Origin of the sequence: Micromonospora arida, assembly GCF_003857035.1 — a bacterium.
Classification (GTDB): Bacteria; Actinomycetota; Actinomycetes; order Mycobacteriales; family Micromonosporaceae; genus Micromonospora; species Micromonospora arida.
This window is the reverse complement of the sequence record NZ_QGSY01000331.1, coordinates 24,754-44,652: the sequence shown is the minus strand read 5'-3', so window position 1 is coordinate 44,652 and position 19,899 is coordinate 24,754. Positions and strand designations below refer to the sequence as shown.

Sequence of the window (19,899 nt, the reverse complement as noted above, 5' to 3'; positions counted from 1 at the left end):
GGAACGGGGCGGGCGCGATCTCGCCTGGCGAGGTTCTACCTGCCGTTGAAGACCGGAGGGGCGTAGCCGGTCGGCTTGTCGCCGATGCCGAGGCCGGGGCTCACCACCCAGGACTGGTACTGCGGGGTGAACATCACGTAGGGCACTTCGAGCTGCGGCGCGCTGGCCTCCTCGAGTTGGCGGCGGGCGTCGGCGGGGATGTCGAAATTGAGGGCCTCGAAGTTGCTGCCGACCTGCTCGGCGCTGCTCGCACCGATGATCACCGAGGCCACGGCGGGTTGGGTGGCGACCCAGTTGATCGCGACCTGTGCCATGCTGCGGCCCAGTTCGGCGGCGACGCTCTCCAGGGCGTCGATGACCTGCCACTCGCTGGCGCTGACCTCGCGGCCGCCGGTGTCGGGGTTGGTCAACCGGCCGGTCCCGCTCAGGCCGTCGCCGCTGCGCCGGTACTTGCCGCTGAGCAGACCACTGGCGATCGGGCTCCACGCGGTGAGCCCCATGCCCATGGTCTGGGCCATCGCCGCGTACTCCGCCTCGATGCCGCGACTGACCAGGGAATACGGCAGTTGCAGGTTGATCATCGGGGCCAAGCCGTGCGCTTCGGCGTAGCTCTGTGCGCGGGCTGCGTACCAGGCCGGTACGTCGGAGAGGCCGGCGTACCGGATCTTGCCGGCACGCACCAGGTCGTCGAGGGTGTGCACGACCTCCTCGACCGGGGTGATCCGGTCCCAGGTGTGCAGCAGGTACAGGTCGATGTAGTCGGTGCCGAGCCGGCTCAGCGATGCCTCCACGGCCCGCATGATGTGCTTGCGCCCGTTGCCGCTCGCGTTCGGGTCGCTCGGGTCGACGGTGTTTGTGAACTTGCTGGTGAGCACGAGCCGCTCGCGTACGCCGGCCCGCTCGATCAGCCGGCCGAGGATCTTTTCGCTTTCGCCTGCGGTGTAGAAGTCCGCCGTGTCGATGAAGTTCCCGCCCGACTCCAGGTACTGCCGGAAGATCGGCTCGGCCTCCTCCTCGGTCTTGCCGTACGCGGCGTGGAACCCGTCGACGCCGAAGTTCATCGTGCCCAGCGCCAGCCGGCTCACCCGCAGACCGGACCGCCCGAGCAGGTAGTAGTGGTTCATCGTGGTGCCCTCCCGATCTTGGTGTCGGTCCGCTGCGGACCGCGCGTTCCAGACCATTGCTCGGCAAAAATGGACCTGCAAGTCCAAAAACCGAGATAGGGTTGGACCCGCAGGTCCAGACGAGGAGATCGCATGACACGGGCGTTGACCCGCAAGGGCGAGGCGACCCGGGCGCGGATCGTCGCCGGCGCCGCCGCCGAGATCCGTGAGCGTGGCGTCGACGAGGTACGCCTCGAGGACGTGATGGCCCACACGGGCACCAGCAAGGGCCAACTCTTCCACTACTTTCCGGACGGAAAGGAAGAACTGCTGCTGGCGGTGGCCCAACACGAGGCCGACCAGGTCCTGCTCGACCAGGAGCCGATGCTCAGCAACCTGACGTCCTGGCCCGCATGGCTGGCGTGGCGCGAGCGACTGATCGAGCGCTACCGGGCGCAGGGGGTGAAATGCCCGCTCAACGGCCTGCTCGGCCAGACCGGGCGGCGAGCGCCGGGCGCACAGGCGATCGTGACCGGGCTCATGTGGCGCTGGCAGAACGCGATCGCCGACGGCGTCCGGCACATGCAGTCGACCGGAGACATCTCCGGAGACGTGGACGCCGACCGCGCCGCCGCGGCGCTGCTCGCCGGCATCCAGGGCGGCGTACTCCTGCTGCTCTCCACCGGAAAGACCGACCACCTGGAAGCGGCCCTCGACCTCACCATCGACTCCCTGCGGGCAAGTGCCCGGACGCAGACGTGGCAGGTGACGACGACATCTCCGGGTGACGGCTACGCGGGGTCGAGGTGATCGAGTCGTTCGAGGTCGGCGGTGCCGGACCGGACCACGGCCGACGCCAGCGCGACGGTCGCCGGCTGGACTCCGCTCTGCTGCTCTGCGGTGGCGATCCGGACCGACTGCGCGAGATGCGCCCGCAGGTGCCCGGCCAGCAGGCGGTGAAACGGCCGCCCGCTGGCCGCCCGCAGCGCGGTCATCTCCTGCGCGGTGACCATGCCCGGCATGTCGTGCCCCTCGTGCGGATTCGTCGTCGGGGCGGCGGCGTCGGCCAGTAGCCGGCGGGCGCGGTCCAGATCGGCGCGCCGGGTGGTCGCGACCTGGGTGGCGGTCTGCCGCCAGGCCGGGTCGGTGGTCCGCGCCGGCACCAGATCGAGGACGGGCAGCAGACGTTCGGTCATCGCCACCGTCAGTTGCAGCCAGGCGATGTCGGTGGGGTTGAACGCCGTACCCGTGGGTGTCGGCGCGGTCGTCGCCGGTGGCGCGGTCACGGGCGGTGTGGCGGTGCTGGCCGCGTCTTGTGGCCCGGCGCCGCAGCCGGCGACGAGCAGCACCGCGCCGAGCACTGTGGAAGCCGTGGGCCGGCGCATCCGATCTCCCTTCTCGACCAGGGCGGCGGGCCCGGGTGACCGGACCCGCCGCCGTGGTGTGGAGTTGTCGCTCAGATCGGTCGGCCGTCGTGACCGCACTTGATGACGGGACGGATGCAGTCCTGGACCCGGCGGGCCAACTCCGCCACCGGCCAGGCGTTGAAGAAGTCGCCGTGCATCGTGTAGCCCGGCCCGGAGGCCAGCCGGAACCGCGACGGGTCACCGGTGACCGGGTACCGCAGCACCTGACGCAACTTCGGCACGTGCACCGGGTGGGTGCTCGGGCAGGCCTGGTTCACCGGGTACGCCAGGTGGCTCTTGTGGTCCGGCGAGTCGAGGTCACGGCCGTTCCAGCACTGCGGGAAGTCCAGGTACGACTCCAGCATCGTGCCCGACGGGCAGTTGACGAAGTCCTTCGACGGCGGCACGTGCCCGGCGTGCAGGCAGGACCAGCGGGCGATGCTGTCGTTCGGTCCGGTGGCCTTCGCGTTGCCGGCGACGAGCCGCAGCCCCAGCGGGAACGGCTGGGTGTTCGCGACGACGTCGGCGCGTACGCCCTCGCCCAGGTAGTAGAACGTGGCGATCGCCGGCTCCACGGCGACGTTGTCCCGATACAGGGTCGGCACCCAGTACGACGAGACGTCCACCCGCGGGTTGCAGGTGGTGGGCGAGTTGACCAGGTCCGGGAGGGTGGTCTTGGCGTTCGTCACCGTGCTGCCGAAGAAGCTGTGCATGTGCGACGCCCCGGGCAGCCCGGGGAAGACGATCGGGTCGTCCGGCAGCCGGTGGCTGTAGGTGCAGTCGGCGGGGAACTCGGCGACCCGGATGGCGTTGGCGCCGAAGTCAGCGCCGGCTCGCCCGGGGGCGGCGTCGGCCCGGTTGGTGGTGGACACCAGGTACGTGCCGAGTAGCACCAGCAGTGCGCCGATCGCCGTGGCGAGGCGCAGTCGGCGGGGGATGCCGGAGAGGGGTGCGGCCCTGTCCATCGTGACTCCTGTCGGGGGGGCGGGTCAGGGACAGCTCCGGCGCCGCCGCCGAAGACATCGGAGTTGTGCCTGGCCAGACTGGGTGGTGGCCGGTTGGGCCGGTGCGAGAGAGCGCTCTCACTGCTCCCAGCCTCACGCTGAAGTCGACAATTGTCAATACGCCCCGCAGTTGGTGGAAAAGACGCCGAAGGGCCGGCCCCGTGGTGGGGTCCGGCCCTTCGGTGTGTGCTGGTGTGCAGGTCAGCTGGTGGCGTAGCCGCGGGTGGCGATCCAGTCGGCGAGGTGCTCGACGGTGACCTCGTAGGAGGCGGTGTTCGCATCGGCGGAGTCGGCGATCTTCACCACGTTCCCGCCGTCGCGGTAACCCACGACGCTGATGTAGTGCCCGCCCTCGAAGGAGTGCACGCCGCCGGCGGTGTCGACGCTGGTGCCGGCGATGTTCGCGACCACGGCCCGGCCGTCGTCCACGGTGCGCACGATGTCGGCGCGCAGCCGGTCGGTCTGCTTACCGTCAGCGTCGGGGCTGGAGATCTCCACGCTGTGGTAGGCGTCGTTCTTGCCGGTCTCCTTGTTCAGCACCGGGGTGATGTCGTTGATGGAGTTGGTGCCGGCCTCGGTGGTGCCCATCTCCTTGGCCATGGCGTCCACGCTGATCTCCTTGCCCTGCACGGACAGGGCATTACGCGTGGCGGCCGGGCCGCAGTAGTAGAAGTTCGGCTGGGCCTCGTAGCGCACACCGAGCTGACGCTCACCGGCGGGCTTACGGTCGCTCTGCGTCTGGGTGGCCGGCTTGGCCTCCGACGCGGCGTACGCGGTGGTGACGGGGCCGGCGATGGCGCCGCCGGTGAAGGCGAGGCCGGCGGCGGTCAGGGCGGTCTTACGGATCAGATCGGTACGCATGATGGCGTGCTCCTCTGCATCGGGGGTGCCCGCACGGCACTCAACGGGGGGTCAGTGCGACGTGCGGGGAAAGTTCGAGGGGTTCTGCCCGGTGACCCGCGAGGGGGGTCGGCGTCGGGACAAGGTGTAACCGTTCGGGGTGGCAGGTCATTCCGCCTGCCCGCGGGGGCCGAACCTGTTGTGCTGCTCGGCCGTGCGGGGATGTAACCGGGGCGGCCTGGCGGGTGTTCCCGGCGGCTGCCCTGCCCGGCCGTTGTCGTGCTCGGCCGTGCGGGGATGTAACCGGGGCGGCCTGGCGGGTGTTCCCGGCGGGGGCCGGCGCGCCAATGACCCGGGCTGTTGCGGTGGTCTGCCAGGTATAACGACCCGACCCGGCCGCCGATTCCGCCGACGGGGTGGCCCCGACCACCCGACACCCGACGCCAAACCCGGCAAACCACCCACCCTGCCGGCCGTGCGAACCCGACACGGAGGTCACGGCGGCGTGATCCACTCGGGTTCCTGAAAGTCGCGGTGTCCCGGCGCCGGGGATGCCCCGACTTCATGAAAGCCGAGTGGATCATGCCGGTCTGCGCCGTTCGCGCGCCCCGGACCGGTCCGACCCCGAGGCCAGCGCGCCGTGTGCCCCGGCCTGGTCCGCGGCAGCCCGCGTCATGTGGCCTGGCCTGATTCGCGTCACCGCGCCGTGACCTGGCCCGGGTCAGCGTGTGGCCTCGCCTGGTGCGGGTCACCGCGCCGTGGCCTGGCCTGGCTGGCCGGGTTAGAGCGTCGTGTGGCCTGGCCTGGCCCGGGTCAGCGTGTGGCCTCGCCTGGTGCGGGTACCGCGCCGTCGGCCTGGCCTGGCCCGGGTCACCGCGCCGTCGGCCTGGCCTGGCCCGGGTCGGCGCGCGGACCGAACCTCGCGTCCCGCATGATCGTGCTCGATCCAGGAAACAGGCCCTTCCCCATGCCACGAGACCACTACATCCAGGATCGAGCACGATCATGCGGACTCGGGCAGGGCGGCTGCGTTCGGGCCGGTCCGACGCGGGGTCAGTGTGGCGAGCAAACCCGGCACGGCGAAGACGGATGGCGCGATCCACTCGGGTTCCTGAAAGTCGCGGTGTCCCGGCGCCGGGGATGCCCCGACTTCATGAAAGCCGCGTGGATCACGCCGCTGAGTGGCGGCCGGCGGCACCTGCGCGGCAGCACGCGGTGCTACGCCGGCGGAGGGGGTCCCGACGTGCGGGTGGGGCAGCCCGAACGTGTCGGACTGCCCCACCCGGGAGCGCAGGGACGAATCAGAACCCGAGGACGCTCCGCCCGCCGACAACCGGCAGTCGCAGTTCGCTGTCGTTCGGCGCGACCCGCAGCTCGGTGCCGCCCAACGGCAGCAGGGTGTACTCCTGGTCGCTGGAGAAGACGACCACGCCGATCCGGTGTCCCGCCGGGAAGATGTAGTCCTTCGGCTCCATGGTCCACCGGTAGTCGTACAGCTTGCCCTGCTTGACCGGCTCGGTGCGCGCGGCGCTCTTGCGGTTCTGCGGGTCCATCCAACCCCGCGTCACCACGGTCGGGGCGGCGGTCGACCCGGCCGGGCCGTAGTCGACCAGGTACGCGGTGAGGTTCGCGTCCGGCTTGTTGTCGATCGCCATCCGCAGTCGCATCTCCGGACGCCCGGAGATGCGCACGCTCTGCGTCAGCTCGGGGGAGCGGTAGGCGAGTCGGTTGGCGCTCGCGGTGTCCGGGTTGGACACCAGGGTGTCCGGGTGGATGGTCCGGCCCTCGTCGACGAAGCTCTGCTCGATTTTGGCCTTCGGCGGCTTGCCGGTGGTGAGCGCGCCGGGTGCGGTGGTGTCGGTGGCCGCGAAGCGCAGGCCGACCTCCCGCGCCGCCGGGTCGGGCCAGTTGGCGTACGTGGTGTAGGCGCGGTCCTCGCGCTGGAGCACCGCCGTCGGCTCGTCCATGATGCCGTTGCGCACGTTCCACAGCCAGAAGTCGAACCAGCGGTTCTCGGTCTGCTTGTACGTCCACGTCTGGCCGCCGGGCAGGGTCACCGAGGCGCTGCTGCCGGGACCGCCGTGGCCGCCCTGGTGCAGCCAGATCTTGCGGGGGACGTCGCGCTTGGCGAGCTGGTCCCACCAGCCGGCGAAGTGTTCGGTCTTCACGTTCCAGTCGTTGAGGCCGTGCACGACGAAGACGCTGGCCTTGACGTCGCGGGCGTCGAGGTAGTCGCGATCCTGCCAGAACTTCGAGTAGTCGCCGGTGACCCGGTCCTGCTTCGCGGTGATATCCGCGAGCTCGTCGGCGCACTGCCCCTCGGCGCGGGCCTGCCCGGCGGTGTACTGGGCCAGGATGTCGAGGTCCTCGCCCTGGAACGTCCCGGGCGCGACCACCAGGCCGTTGGCCCGGTAGTAGTCGTACCAGCTGCTGATCGCGGAGACCGGCACGATGGTCTTGAGCCCCTTGACGCCCGTGGTGGCCACCTGGTTGGGCAGCGTCCCGTTGTAGGAGACGCCGGTCATGCCAACCGCGCCGGTGGTCCAGCCGGCGGTGACCGGGGCGCCGTTCGCGTCGTACCCCTTGGCACGGCCGTTGAGCCAGTCGATGACCGCCTTGGTGCCGAGCGTCTCGGCCTGGTCCCCGCTGGTCGGGCAGCCGTCGGAGTCGCCGGTGCCGACGCTCTGGCCGAGCACCACCGCGTACCCGCGGGGCACGTAGTAGTCGTCCAGCGAGCCGGGCAGGTTGGCCTTCGCCTGGGCCCGCTGTGCGCCGGCGTCGAGTGCGCGACGCCCGTTGCGGTCGGTCAGACCGTTCTGCGGCAGCTCGTCGACCAGCACGCTCGGGTACGGCACGTCACCCCAGGTGCCCTTGCGGTACGGGCTGTGCTCGAAGATGACAGGCACCTTGAAGCCCTGCGTGGCGGTCTCCCGGGGGCGGGAGATGTCGATCGCCACCCGGTCGGGCCGACCGTCGTGGTCGGTGTCCACCGGGGTCTGGACGAACACCCGCTCCTCGATCGCGTCGGCGAGCGAGAACACCGGTTGGGTCATGCCGTCGCTGACCACGATGCCGGTGGGCGTGGTGGGCGTGGGCGGGGCGGCAGCCGCGGGTGGGGCTGCGCTGAGGACCAGGGCGCCGGACACGCCGACGCTCAGGAGTGCCAGATGACGGGGTCGACGCATGCGCGTCTCCCTTCGGTTGGGCTGGTTGCCGGGGTCGGCAGGGGCCAATCTCGAAGATCCATTCGTCGCCATGCTAGGTCCGGGCCGGCGTCCCGTCGATCCCTTCGGCCAGGGACGCATCTGTCGCCCACACCGTCGCTGCCGGTCTACCGGGCGGCAATCGAAACGACATCGAACTGAGCCCGGCGGCGAAACAGCGCCGAAATCCTCAGCGTGCGAGCCGGAAAACCCCTCGTCAAGGGGTGCCCGGGTGATCCTTTCCCTGCATATGATCTTGCCGAAGTCGCCCGAAGAGGCGGGTTCGTCCACATTAGACGAGGAGCAAGATGCTCAGGAAAATGCGATGGCTGTTGGCCGTCGCCGTCACGGCCACGACGCTGACCGCCCTACCGGGCGGCACCGCCACGGCCGGACCCAGCGACATCGGTCAGACCGGCGCACCCGCAGCCACTGCTGACGGGAAGAGGCACACCGTCACCCTGCTGACCGGGGACGTGGTGACCGTACGGGACACCGGATCGGGTTGCCCACACGCCACAATTCGGCCGGCGGACGAGAACGCGGTGATCCACCAGAGCTGCGGCCCCGACGGGCACCTGCACGTCATCCCCGCCCGCGTCGCGTCCCAGCTCGGCTCGGTCCTCGACCCCGACCTGTTCGACGTCACCACGCTGATCGCCGACGGCTACGACGACGACAACTCCGCCGAGCTGCCGCTCATCGTGCAGCCCGCCACCGCGTCCGCCCGGGTAGCCGCGCTCGGTGACGTGCTGGCGTTGCCCAGCATCGGTGCGGTCGCCGGCCGCGTACCCAAGAAGAGCCCGGCCACGGCGAAGCTTGCGACCAACTCGCTGCTCGCGGGCGCGAAGAAGGTCTGGCTCGACCGCAAGGTCCGGGCCACCGCCCTGACCGGCGGTGGGCGCCCGGCCGGCCTGGACCGCAACCTGGGCCAGATCGCCGCGCCGGATGCCTGGAAGGCCGGCTGGACCGGCAAGGGCGTCCGGGTCGCGGTGCTCGACACCGGCGCCGACTTCACCCACCCGGACCTGGTCGGCCGGGTCGCCGAGCGGGCCGACTTCACCGTCGAGGGCGGTGACGCCGTCGACCACAACGGCCACGGTACGCACGTCGCCTCGACCATCGCCGGCACCGGCGCGGCCGCCCACGGTCAGCGTCGCGGGGTGGCGCCGGACGCCGAGCTGGTGATCGGTAAGGTTCTCGACGACTCCGGCTACGGCGACGACTCCGGCATCATCGCCGCCATGGAGTGGGCCGCCACCCGGGCCGACGTCATCAACATGAGCCTCGGCGGCAGCGACCCGGACGACGGCAGCGACCCGCTGTCGCTCGCCGTCGACACTCTGAGCGAGTCCACCGGCGCGCTCTTCGTCATCGCCGCCGGTAACAGCGGCGGCGCCATCTCCTCGCCGGGCTCGGCCGCCAGCGCGCTGACCGTCGGAGCGGTCGACCGCAACGACAAGCTCGCCGACTTCTCCAGCCGCGGGCCGCTGGTCACCAGCAACGTGGCCAAGCCGGAACTGGTCGCGCCCGGTGTCGACATCGTCGCCGCCCGGGCCGCCGGCACCAACCTCCAGGACCCGATCGACCGGTACTACGAGGCGATCAGCGGCACCTCGATGGCGAGCCCGCACGTGGCTGGCGCCGCAGCGCTGCTCGCCCAGCGTCACCCGGACTGGAGCGGTGAGCGACTCAAGGCCGCCCTCGTCGGCGCCGCCGACCCACTCAGCGGCATCGACCCGTACGCCGTCGGCGCCGGTCGGCTCAACGCGGCCCGGGCCCTCGGTGGCCCCACCGGCAACCAGCCGGTGGTCAACCTCGGCACCTTCGCCTACCCGCAGTCCGGGACCAGCGAGACGAAGCTGAGCTGGACCGGTGAGTCGACGGCCGTTCTCGACCTCGACGTGTCGATCGTCAACCACGACGGCCAACCGGTGCCGCGCGGCGCGGCGTCGCTGTCGACGAGCCGGCTGACGCTCAGGCACGGCACCACCGCCTCGGCGACCCTGCGGGTCAACCGTGCGGCGCTGGCCGCCCGACCGGGCTTCTACCTGGCAACCGTCACCGCCCGTTCCGGGCGCAAGCTGGTCGCGACGACCCCGGTGAGCTTCTACGTCGAGCAGCCCAGCTACGACCTGACGATCCAGACGAAGCCGCTGCCGGGCCTGAAGGACGGCGCGGAGAGCTGGATCAACCTGCTGGTCACCAACCTCACCGACCCGCTGATCTACTACGGCGGTGCGGGCGGCACGCCCGGAGACACCTTCACGCTGCGGGTGCCGGCCGGCCGGTACGCGATCCTCGGCTCGTCCGTCGCCTACTACGTCGACAGCGACGTGTTGGAGACGACACTCGCCGCCGAGGTCGACCTGGACGTGCGCGGCGCCCGGAGCGTGACGCTCGACCCGGCGCGGGCCAGGCCTGTGACGGCGACGGTCGACGGGGTGCCCACCACGCCCACCCGGACCGACCTCACCAACGTCCAGACCGCGCCGAACGGCCTGTCCTGGTGGCACCAGATCAGCGGGTACGGTGCCAGGACGACGGTCCGCACCACCGCGCTGCCCAAGCCCACCGTCGGCTCCCGACGCACCTGGGCGGCGGTCAACCTGGACTCGCCAGCCGGCACCGCCAAGCCGTACCGCTACAACCTGGTGCACGAGTACGCGGGCGGCGTGCCGGCCGACCCCGCCTTCCGGGTGAGCAAGGCCGAGCAGGCGAAGCTCGCCCGGATCGAGGAGCGCTTCCACCAGGTCGACTCGGAGGGGATGGTCACCCAGCTGATCCGCAGCGGCTTCACCCCGGACGGGGTGCCGGTGACGCAGACCCACGAGGGGAACCTGCCGCCGTACCGCACCGACTACCTCTCGGCCGGCTACCGCTGGGCGGACGAGGGTGTCTACGGTGGCCTGTCGGCCCAGGAGGCGCCCCGCACCTACCAGCCGGGCAGTCTGCAGACCAAGGTCTGGGCGCGCCAGCCGCTGCACTCCGGCTGGTACGACGACCCGGCCGGCGTCGACCAGAGCTGCGCCACCGCTCCGTCACGGACCCGGGGCAACCTGCACATCGACCTGGTGTCGCTGACCGACCAGCACCAGCGGGCCGACTGCCTCCAGGGCTCCTCGATCGGCGTGAACCGCAAGCTGTCGTTGTACCGCAACGGGAAACTGGTCGAGGAGCGGGACCGCCCGCTCGCCGACTTCACAGTGCCGCAGCAGTCGGCCGACTACCGGCTGACCCTCGACGTCGACACGAGCCTGATCCTGCCGATCTCCACCAAGGTCAACACCTCGTGGACGTTCCGGTCGGCAGGGCCGGACGGCACCGGGAGCGTGCCGCTGCCGCTGCTCGCGGTGGACTACGCGCTGCCGATGGACACCAACAACCACGCCACCGGCGGAACTGCGGAACTGGCCGTCCGGCAGATGCGGGGCATCAAGGCGCAGAAGGTGACGTCGTTCCAGGTCTGGACCTCCACGGACGACGGGGCCACCTGGAAGTCGGCCCGGGTCACCGGCAGCGGCGACAGCTACCGGGTCGCGCTGCCGACGGCCGCCGCCGGGCAGTCCGTGTCGTTGCGGGTGAAGGCCGCCGCCAACGGCGGTAGCGGAATCGACCAGACCATCATCCGGGCGTACCACGCCGGCTGACCGTCGACAGGGTGGTGCGGCCCGGCTCCGGCCGGGTCGCACCACCTTTTGCGTCGCGGTGTCGATCCGGCCCTACCTCGTTCGTCGTGACGGTGAACCGTGACGCCGACAACGAGAGGCACGCCCATGACGTCCGTCGCCGAGACATCGCTGCACCGAACCCATTTCCTGCTGGGCTGTGGCACTGTCGCCGGCCTGCTCTTCCCCGTCCTGTCGTTCGGGCAGGCGTTCACCCGATCCGGCTTCGACCTGCGCCGGCACGCGATCAGCTCACTCACCCTCGGTGACCTCGGCTGGTTGCAGGTCGTCGCGTTCGTGGGCACCGGCGTCCTGGCCGTCGCCTTCGCGCTGGGCCTGTGGCAGTCACTGCGACCGGGCCGCGCCGGCACCGTGGTGCCGGTGCTGGTCGGCGTGTACGGGGTGGCGATGGTCGGCGGTGGGATCTTCGTGCCCGATCCCGCGCTCGGCTGGCCACCCGGCGCCCCGGCGGGGCTGCCCGAGCAGGCCAGCACGGGCAGCGTCCTGCACACGGTGTGCGGTGCGGCGGCGTTCCTGTCGCTGATCGCGGCCGGCCTGCTGCTCGCTCGACGGTTCGCCGCCCAGGGGGACCGGAACTGGGCGCTCTACAGCGCCACCAGCGGTGCCGTCGCGTTCGTACTCACCGCCCTGCCGTGGAGCGAGGGGAGTGCGAGCATCCGCTTCGCCGTCGGCGCGGTGCTCATCTCGGGGTGGCTCGTGGCGCTCTCCTGGCGAACACGCGACGAGGTCGCCTGACCGTTGAGGCGGTTCTCGTCGTAGGCAGGTGACAGCATCACGTCATGGCCACAGCGAAGCAGCCGGTAACCGCTCCGACCGTGATCAGCGTCGACGACTTCCTGGCCGGCAACCCCGACGAACGTAGGCGGGCCGACGCGGGGCGGCTCCGCGCGATCATGGGTGAGCTGACCGGGGAGCCGGCGGTGATGTGGGGCCCGAGCATCGTCGGCTTCGGCAGCTACCACTACACCTACGAGAGCGGGCGTAGTGGTGACGCACCCCTGGTGGGGTTCTCGCCCCGCAAACAGAACCTCGTCCTCTACCTCACCGGCGGCGGTCTCGAGGAGCGGGACGACGCGCTTCTCGCCCGGCTTGGCCCGCACCGCGCCGGACAGGGATGCATCTACCTGAGGCGGCTCGACGACGTCGACGAGAGCGTGCTGCGGCAGCTGATTGAGCGCACCGTCCAGGTGCACAGGGGCGTCGACGGGGGCAGCGGCCGATGAGCCGCCGACGTCACTGGCCCTCCCAGACCGCCTTCGCCCCGGAGTCGCCGGTGCGCACCACGTAATACACGGTGACGGCGGCGGCCACCAGCGACAACACCTGCAACGCCAGGGTCAGCGGCCGACCGGGCCGCCCGTCCGCGCTGGCGTCTGCGGCCTTCGGCGCGACGAGCCGGACCAGCGCCAGGGCCACCACCCCCAACCCGATGCTGGCGTAGAGCGTGATGTCACCGAACTCCTGGTGTGCCTCCAGCTTCGGCAGGAACTCGGGGGTGACCCGGTTGGCGGCGCGCATCCGCTCGAGGAAGGCGTCGCCGGAGAGCTTCGTCAGCAGGGCGGCGACCGGCGCACCCACTGCCAGCAGCCCCAGCACCCACCGGGTGTGCGGCCGGATCGGCGGGACGAACGCGTAACCGACCGTCAGCAGGGCCAGCAGCGGCACGAAGGCGACAGCGGCGTGCAGCAGCAGAGGGTGGGCCGGGATGCCCATGAACTCCTCGAACATCGGCGTCTCCTCCGGTGACATCGGCCTGGACGTTGATCGTCCACATCGGGACGCTATCGGTACCACGCGGGCGTGTCATCCCCGCCGATCGCTCACCTGTCGCGGCCAGGTCGACGGCGACGGGCATCTCGCGCCGGCGAACCCGGCCCGCATCAGAGGTTTCTCAGGGTGACCAACTCGCCGGGGCGCAGCGCGACCTGATGTGCCTCAGCGCTCCGTCCTAGAGTCGGCGACGCGCCCGCCACGGCAGACTCAGGTCGCCGCCGCCCGTACGCCGAGGCCGACCAGGATCACGCCGGTCAGCCGATCGAGCATCCGTCGCACCGATGCGGTGCGGAGCAACCGGGCGGCGGCACCGGAGACGACGGTCCAGCCGGCGAGCCAACAGGTGTGCAGCGCGGCGTACGCCGTGGCGAGCAGCACCATCGGCACCAGCACCGGTCGGCCCGGTTCGAGGAACTGCGGTGCCAACGTGAGGTAGATGGCGGCGGCCTTGGGGTTCAGCACATTGCCGAGCAAACCCTGCAGGTACGGGTGGTCCACGCGCCAGGGCAGCCTTCGGGCGGAAACCGTCGGTCGCCGTCCCGCCTCCGCGCGACGGCGCGACGCGGACCAGAGCATCCAGAGCCCGAGCCCGACCAGATAACCCGCCCCGACCAGCTTGACCACCCAGAACGCCTGCGACGAGCGGAGCACCAGCGCGGCCAGGCCGACAGCGGCCAGCGTGGCGTGCACGTAGAGCCCGGTCACCGTACCGAGGATCACCCACCAGCCCTGCCGCCGCCCGCCGGTGGCGACCCGCGAGACGACCAGGGTCAGGCTCGCGCCCGGCGTGGCGGTGATCGGCGCCACGGCGATCAGGAAGCCGAGAACCGCGACCCCGTGCATCCTCAGACCACCACCCGGTAGTGGGTGGTGAACAGGCCGGCGTCGTCGTACACGTGGAATGCGACGCCGGGCGGTTGGGTCTGGGTGGTCAACGGGCCCTCGCCCTCCCAGGGCATCCGCAGGGTGGAGACCACACCCGGGGCGATCCGCAGTGGACGGCCCGCGAAGGTGCTCGCGGCGGCGGTGTGGAAATGCCCGGTCAGCACGGCGACGACCTGCGGGTGGGCGGCGACGAGTTCGGCCAGGGGGTCGGCCGGCAGAAGCCGCATCGGGTCGATGACCGGGTGGTGCAGCACCACCGGCGGGTGATGCAGGGCGATGAACGTCGGCGTCCCGGCCGGCACCGAACCCAGCTCGTCGGCGAGCCAGGCCATCGTCTCGTCGTCCAGGTGACCGTCGTCCGCGCCGGGCACGGAGGAGTCGGCGAGGAGGAAGACCGCCCCGGCCACGTCGTGGCGGGCGTTGATCGGGCCGGTGCCGCCGCGGTCGTCACCGAGCAGACCCTTGCGGTACGCGTCGCGCACGTCGTGGTTGCCGGGGCAGACCATCACCGGCAGCGGGGAGTCGAAGAGCTTCGCGGCGGTCTCGTACTCGGCCACCTCGCCGTGGTCGGCGATGTCCCCGGTGATCAGGATCGCGTCGACCTGTCGTGGCAGGCCGTGCAGGTGGTCCATGACCCGGGCGGTCCGCTCGGCCGACCGGGGATGGCTGTCGAGGTGGGTGTCACTGAGGTGCGCGATGACCAGCACGAAGGCACTCCTAACGGCTACGAGAGTAAAGCCGTCAAGGACGCTACTCCGGGCCAGGTCGGCCGCCGCAGCGCGTCAGCCGCCGCGGTCAGCTCCGCGAGCGCGGCAGGCAGTCCTTCTTGTACTTGAGGCCCGAACCACACCAGCACGCGTCGTTGCGCTCCGGCGGCCAGGCGATCCGCGCGCTGGGCCGCGCCGACACCTCCGCCGCGTAGCCGGCCCGGACCGCCGCGTCGGCCGGATCGCCGCCACGTCGTCCGGCGAACGCGGTCAACCCGGCCACTGTCGCGCCGAACACGCCCAACCCGGCCTGACCGGAACCCCGCAGCCGAACCAACTCCGTCTCCAGCCGGCCCCGGTGCGCGTCCCAGTCCGGCCCGTACACCTCCGTGAGGGCGGGGTGCTCGGCGAGCAGGCGATCGAACTCGGCCCGTGGCCAGAAGAGCAGATCCGACTCGGCGTCCCGCCGCTCACCGGCCCGCCGCACGAGCTGGGTCTCCAACCGGTCCGCCAGGTCGTCCTGCCGGTCGTGCGGCAGGTTCAGATTGCGGCGTACCCGATGCCGTTGTTGCAACAGGAAGAAGGCGACACCGGGCGCGTCCGGCGGACCGAGATCGACCACCGGGTCGATCGCCGTGCTGGCCGGCCCGGACGCGGCGGTCGCACGTTCGTTGAGCACTGTGTCGACCGCCTCGCTCAGCCACGTCTCGGCGGTCGCCGAACGCCCACCGGCGTCCAGCGCGGCACTGACGTAGGCGGGGGCGTCGGGCTGCACGAGCAGCAACGGGCGCAACGCCGTCAACTCCGCCATCGCCTCGTCGTCGTGACCGCCGGCCCGGAACAGCGCGCGGGCCCGCAGCGCGCGGGCGAACCCGGCCCGAGGGTCGTCTCCGGACGGGTACGCCGCCAGGGCCTGCTCCGCGTACCGCAGCGCGGCCTCGGGCCTCGCTCGGATCTCCGCGATCTCGGCGGCCAGAGTCAGCGCGTCCCCGGCGTCGTCCGGGTCCTCCAGCCGGCCCTGTTCGGCGGCCTCCGCGAGGTCGGCGGCGACACCGAGCGGATTGGCCGTCCCGAGCGCCGAGCGGCGAAGTTCGGCGAGGTCAGCCTTGGTGAGTGTCTCTCTCGTCGGCACGATCTCACGGTACGTCGGCGTGCTCGCCGAATGCGGGCAGATCACCTGTTACGCCGCTCTCATGCCACCCGCCGGGCGGACTACGACCACGCGCCGGCCGCCGCTGCCCGGGCGGCGTAGGTGTCGAAGTCGAGCGGGTCCCGTCCGAGAACCCGACGTACCCCGCCGGTCGGTTCGGCGAGGTGGCCTGCCCGCATGCCGGCGAACAGTGCGTTCAGCGCCGTCGCCGTCTCCGCTGGATAGCCCTCGGCGAGCAGTTCGGCGTGGTACTCCTCCGGGGTGAGTTCCACGTAGCGGATCGAACGGCCGCTCACCCGGGCGATCGTCGCCACCGCCGCGTCGAAGGTGAGCGCACGAGGTCCGGACAGGTCGTACACCTGTTCGTGGTGGCCGGGCGACGTCAACAGCGTCGCGGCCACGTCGGCGACGTCCTGGGCGTCGACGAACGGCTCCGGGGTGGCGCCCATCGGCAGGGCCAGCCGACCGTCGAGCAGCGGTTGCCGAAACAGGTCCTCGCTGAAGTTCTGACTGAAGTTGTTCGGCCGGATGATCGTCCACTCGATGCCGGACTTCCGCACCGCCTCCTCGGCCGCGACCATACCGGGGGAGAAGTCACCGACCCGGTCGATCCCGCGCCCGGACAGCGCCACGATCCGGCCCACACCCGAGTCGACCGCCTGGGTCACGAAGTCGGTGGCCAGCGCGGGGTCCTCCGGCGCGAGCAGATAGACCGCCGAGGCGCCCGCCAGGGCCGGCCGCCACGTGTCCCGCCGCGACCAGTCGAACCGCACCTCACCGGAGCGAGAGGCGGCCCGGGCGTGCCGACCCGCCGCCCGCAGTGTCTGGACCAGCCGACGACCGGTCTTGCCGGTGCCGGCCATCACGAGTGTCGAAGGTGCGTTCGTCGTCATGACCACGAGTCAACTCGCCCAGCCGCAGGCGGGACATGTCCTGTCGTACGCCAGGCATGTCCGATCGTCCGCGGTCCATCCTCCGCGATCTATGGTCGGTGCATGGACCCGTTCGACAATTTGCTGCGCGGCCTGCACGCCGACGGCGCGGCCTTCGGCCGGTCGGTGCTGACGCCGCCGTGGGCGCTGCGGTTCACCGACGGCGCCCCGCTGACACTCTGTGTCCCGATGCGGGGCGAGGGCTGGATCTCCCACCCGGAGAGCGACAAGCCTCGCCTGGTCCGGGTCGGCGAGGCGGCCACCGTGCGCGGGCCGGCACCGTTCGTCTTCTCCGCCGAGCCCCGGTCGAGCTTCGAGCCCGGGGAACTGCAGGACGTCCGGCGCGGCCAGACCGGGGTGGTCGACCCGGTGGGCGCGGACCACACCGACCGCCTCGTGCTGCTGGTCGGGGTGTACCACGTCCGGGGCCGGGTGCCGCAGCGGCTGCTGGGTGCGCTGCCGCCGGTGCTCGTCGTGCCGGAAGACCAGGATTGCGCCGCGCTGCGCGACTACCTCGACGCCCAACTCGACGCGGGCCGGCCCGGACGGCAGGTCGTGCTGGACCGCCTGCTGGACTGGTTGTTGGTCTGCACGGTGCGGGACTGGTTCGACCAGCCGGAGGCCGAGGCCCCCGGCTGGTACCGCGCGCTGAGCGACGACACGGTCGGGCCGGTGCTGCGCGCCATGCACGAAGCACCGGGCCGGCCGTGGACCCTGGCCAGCCTGGCCGCGCAGGCCGGCGTCTCCCGGTCCACACTGGCCAAACGGTTCACCACGTTGGTGGGCGAACCGCCGCTCACCTACCTGACCGACTGGCGCATGACACTCGCCGCCGACCTGCTGGCCGAATCGACCGCGACGGTCGCCGCCGTGGCACGTCACCTCGGGTATGCGGACGCGTTCGGCTTCAGCGCGGCCTTCAAACGCGTGCACGGCATGAGCCCCAGCGGGCATCGACGGCTCGCCCGCACCGACGCGACGGCGGCCTGAGCGGCTGCTCTTCCAGGCCCAGAGCCGGTCGACGAGTGGTCGCAAAACCAACGAACTACGGTCATCTGCCGTCAACCCGTCGTCGGTAGCGTCCGGTCGCCAGTTTCCCGACCAGGTCGCACAAAGGCGGAGTTATGGGCGCGGTGGATCGCCGTACGTTTCTCAAGGCGATGGGAGTTCCCGCGATCGGCGCGGCGCTCCCGTTGGACCTCAGCAAGGCGCTCGCCATCCCGGCGAACAACCGGACCGGCTCGATCAAGGACGTCGAGCACGTCATCATCCTGATGCAGGAGAACCGCTCCTTCGACCACTACTTCGGCACCATGCGCGGCGTACGCGGATTCGGTGACCCCCATCCGGCGACACTGCCGTCGGGCAGGGACGTGTGGCACCAGCCCAATGGGGCCGACGAGCTGCTGCCCTTCCGCCCCGAGGTGAAGGACCTCGGCCAGACCTTCCTGCCGGACCCGCCGCACGGCTGGAACGACGGGCACGCCGCCTGGAACGACGGCCGGTTCGACAAGTGGGTGCCGAACAAGGGCGTCACGGCGATGACCTACCACACCCGCCAGGACCTGCCGTACCACTACGCGCTCGCCGACGCCTTCACCGTCTGCGACAGCTACCATTGCTCGCTCATGGGCCCGACCGACCCCAACCGCTACCACATGTGGAGCGGCTGGGTCGGCAACGACGGCAAGGGCGGCGGCCCGGTCATCACCAACGCCGAGGCCGGCTACGACTGGTCCACGTACCCGGAGCGGCTGGAGCGCAACGGCATCTCCTGGAAGATCTACCAGGACGTCGGCACCGGCCTCAACAACGCCGGGTCCTGGGGCTGGACGAACGACCCCTACATCGGCAACTACGGCGACAACTCGCTGCTCTACTTCCACCAGTACCAGAATGCGCAGCCCGGAACGCCGCTGGCCGACAGGGCCAAGACCGGCACGGAGATCCGCACCCAGGGCCGCGACCCGGAGGCGCTGCTGGCGGACTTCCGCGCCGACGTCGAGGCGGGACGCCTGCCGGAGGTCTCCTGGATCACCGCACCGGAGGCGTACACCGAGCACCCGAACTGGGAGCCGGCGTACGGCTCCTGGTACATCTCGCAGGTCATCGACATCCTCGCGTCGAACCCCGAGGTGTGGAGCAGGATGGCGCTCTTCATCACGTACGACGAGGAGGGCGGCTTCTTCGACCACGTGGTCCCGCCGACGCCCCCGCAGACCCGCGAGTACGGGCAGTCGACAGTGCCGACCACCAACGAGATCTTCCCCGGCGACGCCGACCACCCGGCCGGACCGTACGGCCTCGGCATCCGGGTGCCGATGGTCATCGTTTCGCCGTGGACGCGCGGCGGCTACGTGAACTCGCAGGTCTTCGACCACACCTCACTGATCAAGTTCCTGGAGGCGCGGTTCGGACACGGCCGGCCGGACCTGATCGAGCAGAACATCACCCCGTGGCGGCGGGCCGTCGTCGGCGACCTGACCACGGCGTTCGACTTCCGGCACCCGAACCGCTCGCGCGAGGTCAGGTTGCCCGACACCGACGACTTCAAGCCCGAGGAGTTGGTCCGGCACCCCGACGAGGTGCCGGTTCCGCCGGCGGACCAGCGGCTGCCGAAGCAGGAGCACGGCGTACGCCCGGCGCGGCCGATCCCGTACACCCTGCACGCCGACGGGTGCCGCGGCGACGACTCGTTCCGGATCGACTTCCGCAACTCCGGCGGTGTCGCCGCGGTCTTCCAGGTCCGCCAGGCGGGCAGCGCGGACGCCCCGCGCAGCTACACCGTCGAGCCGGGCAAGCAGCTGACCGACACCTGGCCGGTCACCTCCGGGTACGACCTGTCGGTGCACGGGCCGAACGGGTTCTTCCGCCGGTTCACCGACGGCCGGTCCCACCTCGACGTCACGCCCGCCTACGACGAGCGCGACTACAAGCTGGCCCTCACCGTCAAGAACCGCGGGTCGAAGCGGGTCGAGGTGACCGTCCGGGACGGGTACCACGCCCGACCGGTCAAGGTGTCGCTGCGCCCCGGCGAGACCGAGCGCGTCACGTGGACGCTCGCCCGCACCCACGGCTGGTACGACCTGACGGTTTCCGTCGCCGGTGACGCCGACTTCGCGTACCGCTGCGCGGGTCATGTCGAGAACGGCAAGGACAGCATCAGCGACCCTGCCCTCGGCGGGCTCGTCTAGGCGACACCGCGTC

At 71.1% G+C, this 19,899-nt stretch carries 16 protein-coding genes; 6 read left to right on the top strand and 10 right to left on the bottom strand.

All coding sequences use genetic code 11. The features are described from left to right. Window positions 1-35: 35 nt before the first annotated feature. Window positions 36-1,124, bottom strand: coding sequence for an aldo/keto reductase (locus tag DLJ58_RS32750; protein ID WP_124862745.1), 1,089 nt, complete (start codon window positions 1,122-1,124; stop codon window positions 36-38). A 132-nt stretch (window positions 1,125-1,256) separates the two neighbouring features. On the opposite strand from DLJ58_RS32750, the gene DLJ58_RS32745 reads away from it, so the two are divergent. Next, entirely contained in the window at window positions 1,257-1,913 is a 657-nt protein-coding gene (locus DLJ58_RS32745) for a TetR/AcrR family transcriptional regulator (protein ID WP_124862742.1), read from the top strand. Here DLJ58_RS32745 and DLJ58_RS32740 read toward each other — a convergent pair. From DLJ58_RS32740 to DLJ58_RS32725, 4 genes are all read right to left on the bottom strand, one after another. Continuing rightward, on the bottom strand, window positions 1,895-2,488 hold the full coding sequence (locus DLJ58_RS32740; RefSeq protein ID WP_124862739.1) for a DUF305 domain-containing protein: 594 nt from the start codon (window positions 2,486-2,488) through the stop codon (window positions 1,895-1,897). The genes DLJ58_RS32745 and DLJ58_RS32740 overlap by 19 nt on opposite strands. A gap of 71 nt (window positions 2,489-2,559) precedes the next feature. Next, a complete protein-coding gene (locus DLJ58_RS32735) occupies window positions 2,560-3,474 on the bottom strand; it encodes a DUF1996 domain-containing protein (RefSeq protein WP_124862736.1) in 915 nt (304 codons plus the stop codon). A 240-nt stretch (window positions 3,475-3,714) separates the two neighbouring features. Then, complete coding sequence (locus tag DLJ58_RS32730) at window positions 3,715-4,374, bottom strand: C39 family peptidase (RefSeq protein WP_124862734.1); 660 nt, start codon at window positions 4,372-4,374, stop codon at window positions 3,715-3,717. A 1,280-nt stretch (window positions 4,375-5,654) separates the two neighbouring features. After that, complete coding sequence (locus tag DLJ58_RS32725) at window positions 5,655-7,538, bottom strand: Xaa-Pro dipeptidyl-peptidase (protein ID WP_124862731.1); 1,884 nt, start codon at window positions 7,536-7,538, stop codon at window positions 5,655-5,657. 338 nt (window positions 7,539-7,876) lie between these two features. On the opposite strand from DLJ58_RS32725, the gene DLJ58_RS32720 reads away from it, so the two are divergent. The 3 genes from DLJ58_RS32720 to DLJ58_RS32710 all read left to right on the top strand — a co-directional run bounded on the left by DLJ58_RS32720 (window position 7,877) and on the right by DLJ58_RS32710 (window position 12,468). Continuing rightward, complete coding sequence (locus tag DLJ58_RS32720; RefSeq protein WP_124862729.1) at window positions 7,877-11,206, top strand: S8 family peptidase; 3,330 nt, start codon at window positions 7,877-7,879, stop codon at window positions 11,204-11,206. A 126-nt stretch (window positions 11,207-11,332) separates the two neighbouring features. Then, window positions 11,333-11,980 carry a DUF998 domain-containing protein gene (locus tag DLJ58_RS32715; RefSeq protein WP_124862726.1) on the top strand — a complete coding sequence of 216 codons (648 nt, stop codon included), beginning with the start codon at window positions 11,333-11,335 and terminating at the stop codon, window positions 11,978-11,980. Between the two features lie 44 nt (window positions 11,981-12,024). Beyond that, the gene (locus tag DLJ58_RS32710) at window positions 12,025-12,468 is read left to right on the top strand and encodes a DUF1801 domain-containing protein (protein WP_124862723.1); all 444 of its coding nucleotides are present in this window, start codon (window positions 12,025-12,027) and stop codon (window positions 12,466-12,468) included. A gap of 10 nt (window positions 12,469-12,478) precedes the next feature. On the opposite strand, the gene DLJ58_RS32705 is transcribed toward DLJ58_RS32710, so the two are convergent. The 5 genes from DLJ58_RS32705 to DLJ58_RS32685 all read right to left on the bottom strand — a co-directional run bounded on the left by DLJ58_RS32705 (window position 12,479) and on the right by DLJ58_RS32685 (window position 16,653). After that, window positions 12,479-12,994 carry a DUF2231 domain-containing protein gene (locus tag DLJ58_RS32705; protein WP_124862720.1) on the bottom strand — a complete coding sequence of 172 codons (516 nt, stop codon included), beginning with the start codon at window positions 12,992-12,994 and terminating at the stop codon, window positions 12,479-12,481. Window positions 12,995-13,225: 231 nt separating this feature from the next. Continuing rightward, window positions 13,226-13,861: a LysE family translocator gene (locus DLJ58_RS32700; RefSeq protein ID WP_124862717.1), complete on the bottom strand. Its 636-nt coding sequence runs from the start codon at window positions 13,859-13,861 to the stop codon at window positions 13,226-13,228. A 2-nt stretch (window positions 13,862-13,863) separates the two neighbouring features. After that, the gene (locus DLJ58_RS32695; protein ID WP_124862714.1) at window positions 13,864-14,610 is read right to left on the bottom strand and encodes a metallophosphoesterase; all 747 of its coding nucleotides are present in this window, start codon (window positions 14,608-14,610) and stop codon (window positions 13,864-13,866) included. A gap of 88 nt (window positions 14,611-14,698) precedes the next feature. Next, on the bottom strand, window positions 14,699-15,742 hold the full coding sequence (locus tag DLJ58_RS32690) for an SEC-C domain-containing protein (protein ID WP_124862711.1): 1,044 nt from the start codon (window positions 15,740-15,742) through the stop codon (window positions 14,699-14,701). Window positions 15,743-15,822: 80 nt separating this feature from the next. Further along, complete coding sequence (locus tag DLJ58_RS32685; protein ID WP_124862708.1) at window positions 15,823-16,653, bottom strand: NAD(P)H-binding protein; 831 nt, start codon at window positions 16,651-16,653, stop codon at window positions 15,823-15,825. A gap of 102 nt (window positions 16,654-16,755) precedes the next feature. Between DLJ58_RS32685 and DLJ58_RS32680 the strand changes: the two genes are divergently transcribed. Together DLJ58_RS32680 and DLJ58_RS32675 are read left to right on the top strand one after the other, a co-directional pair. Then, window positions 16,756-17,682 (top strand): AraC family transcriptional regulator, encoded by a 927-nt coding sequence (locus tag DLJ58_RS32680; RefSeq protein ID WP_124862705.1) that lies wholly within the window; start codon window positions 16,756-16,758, stop codon window positions 17,680-17,682. 134 nt (window positions 17,683-17,816) lie between these two features. Continuing rightward, complete coding sequence (locus tag DLJ58_RS32675) at window positions 17,817-19,886, top strand: phosphocholine-specific phospholipase C (RefSeq protein ID WP_124862702.1); 2,070 nt, start codon at window positions 17,817-17,819, stop codon at window positions 19,884-19,886. Window positions 19,887-19,899 lie beyond the last annotated feature (13 nt).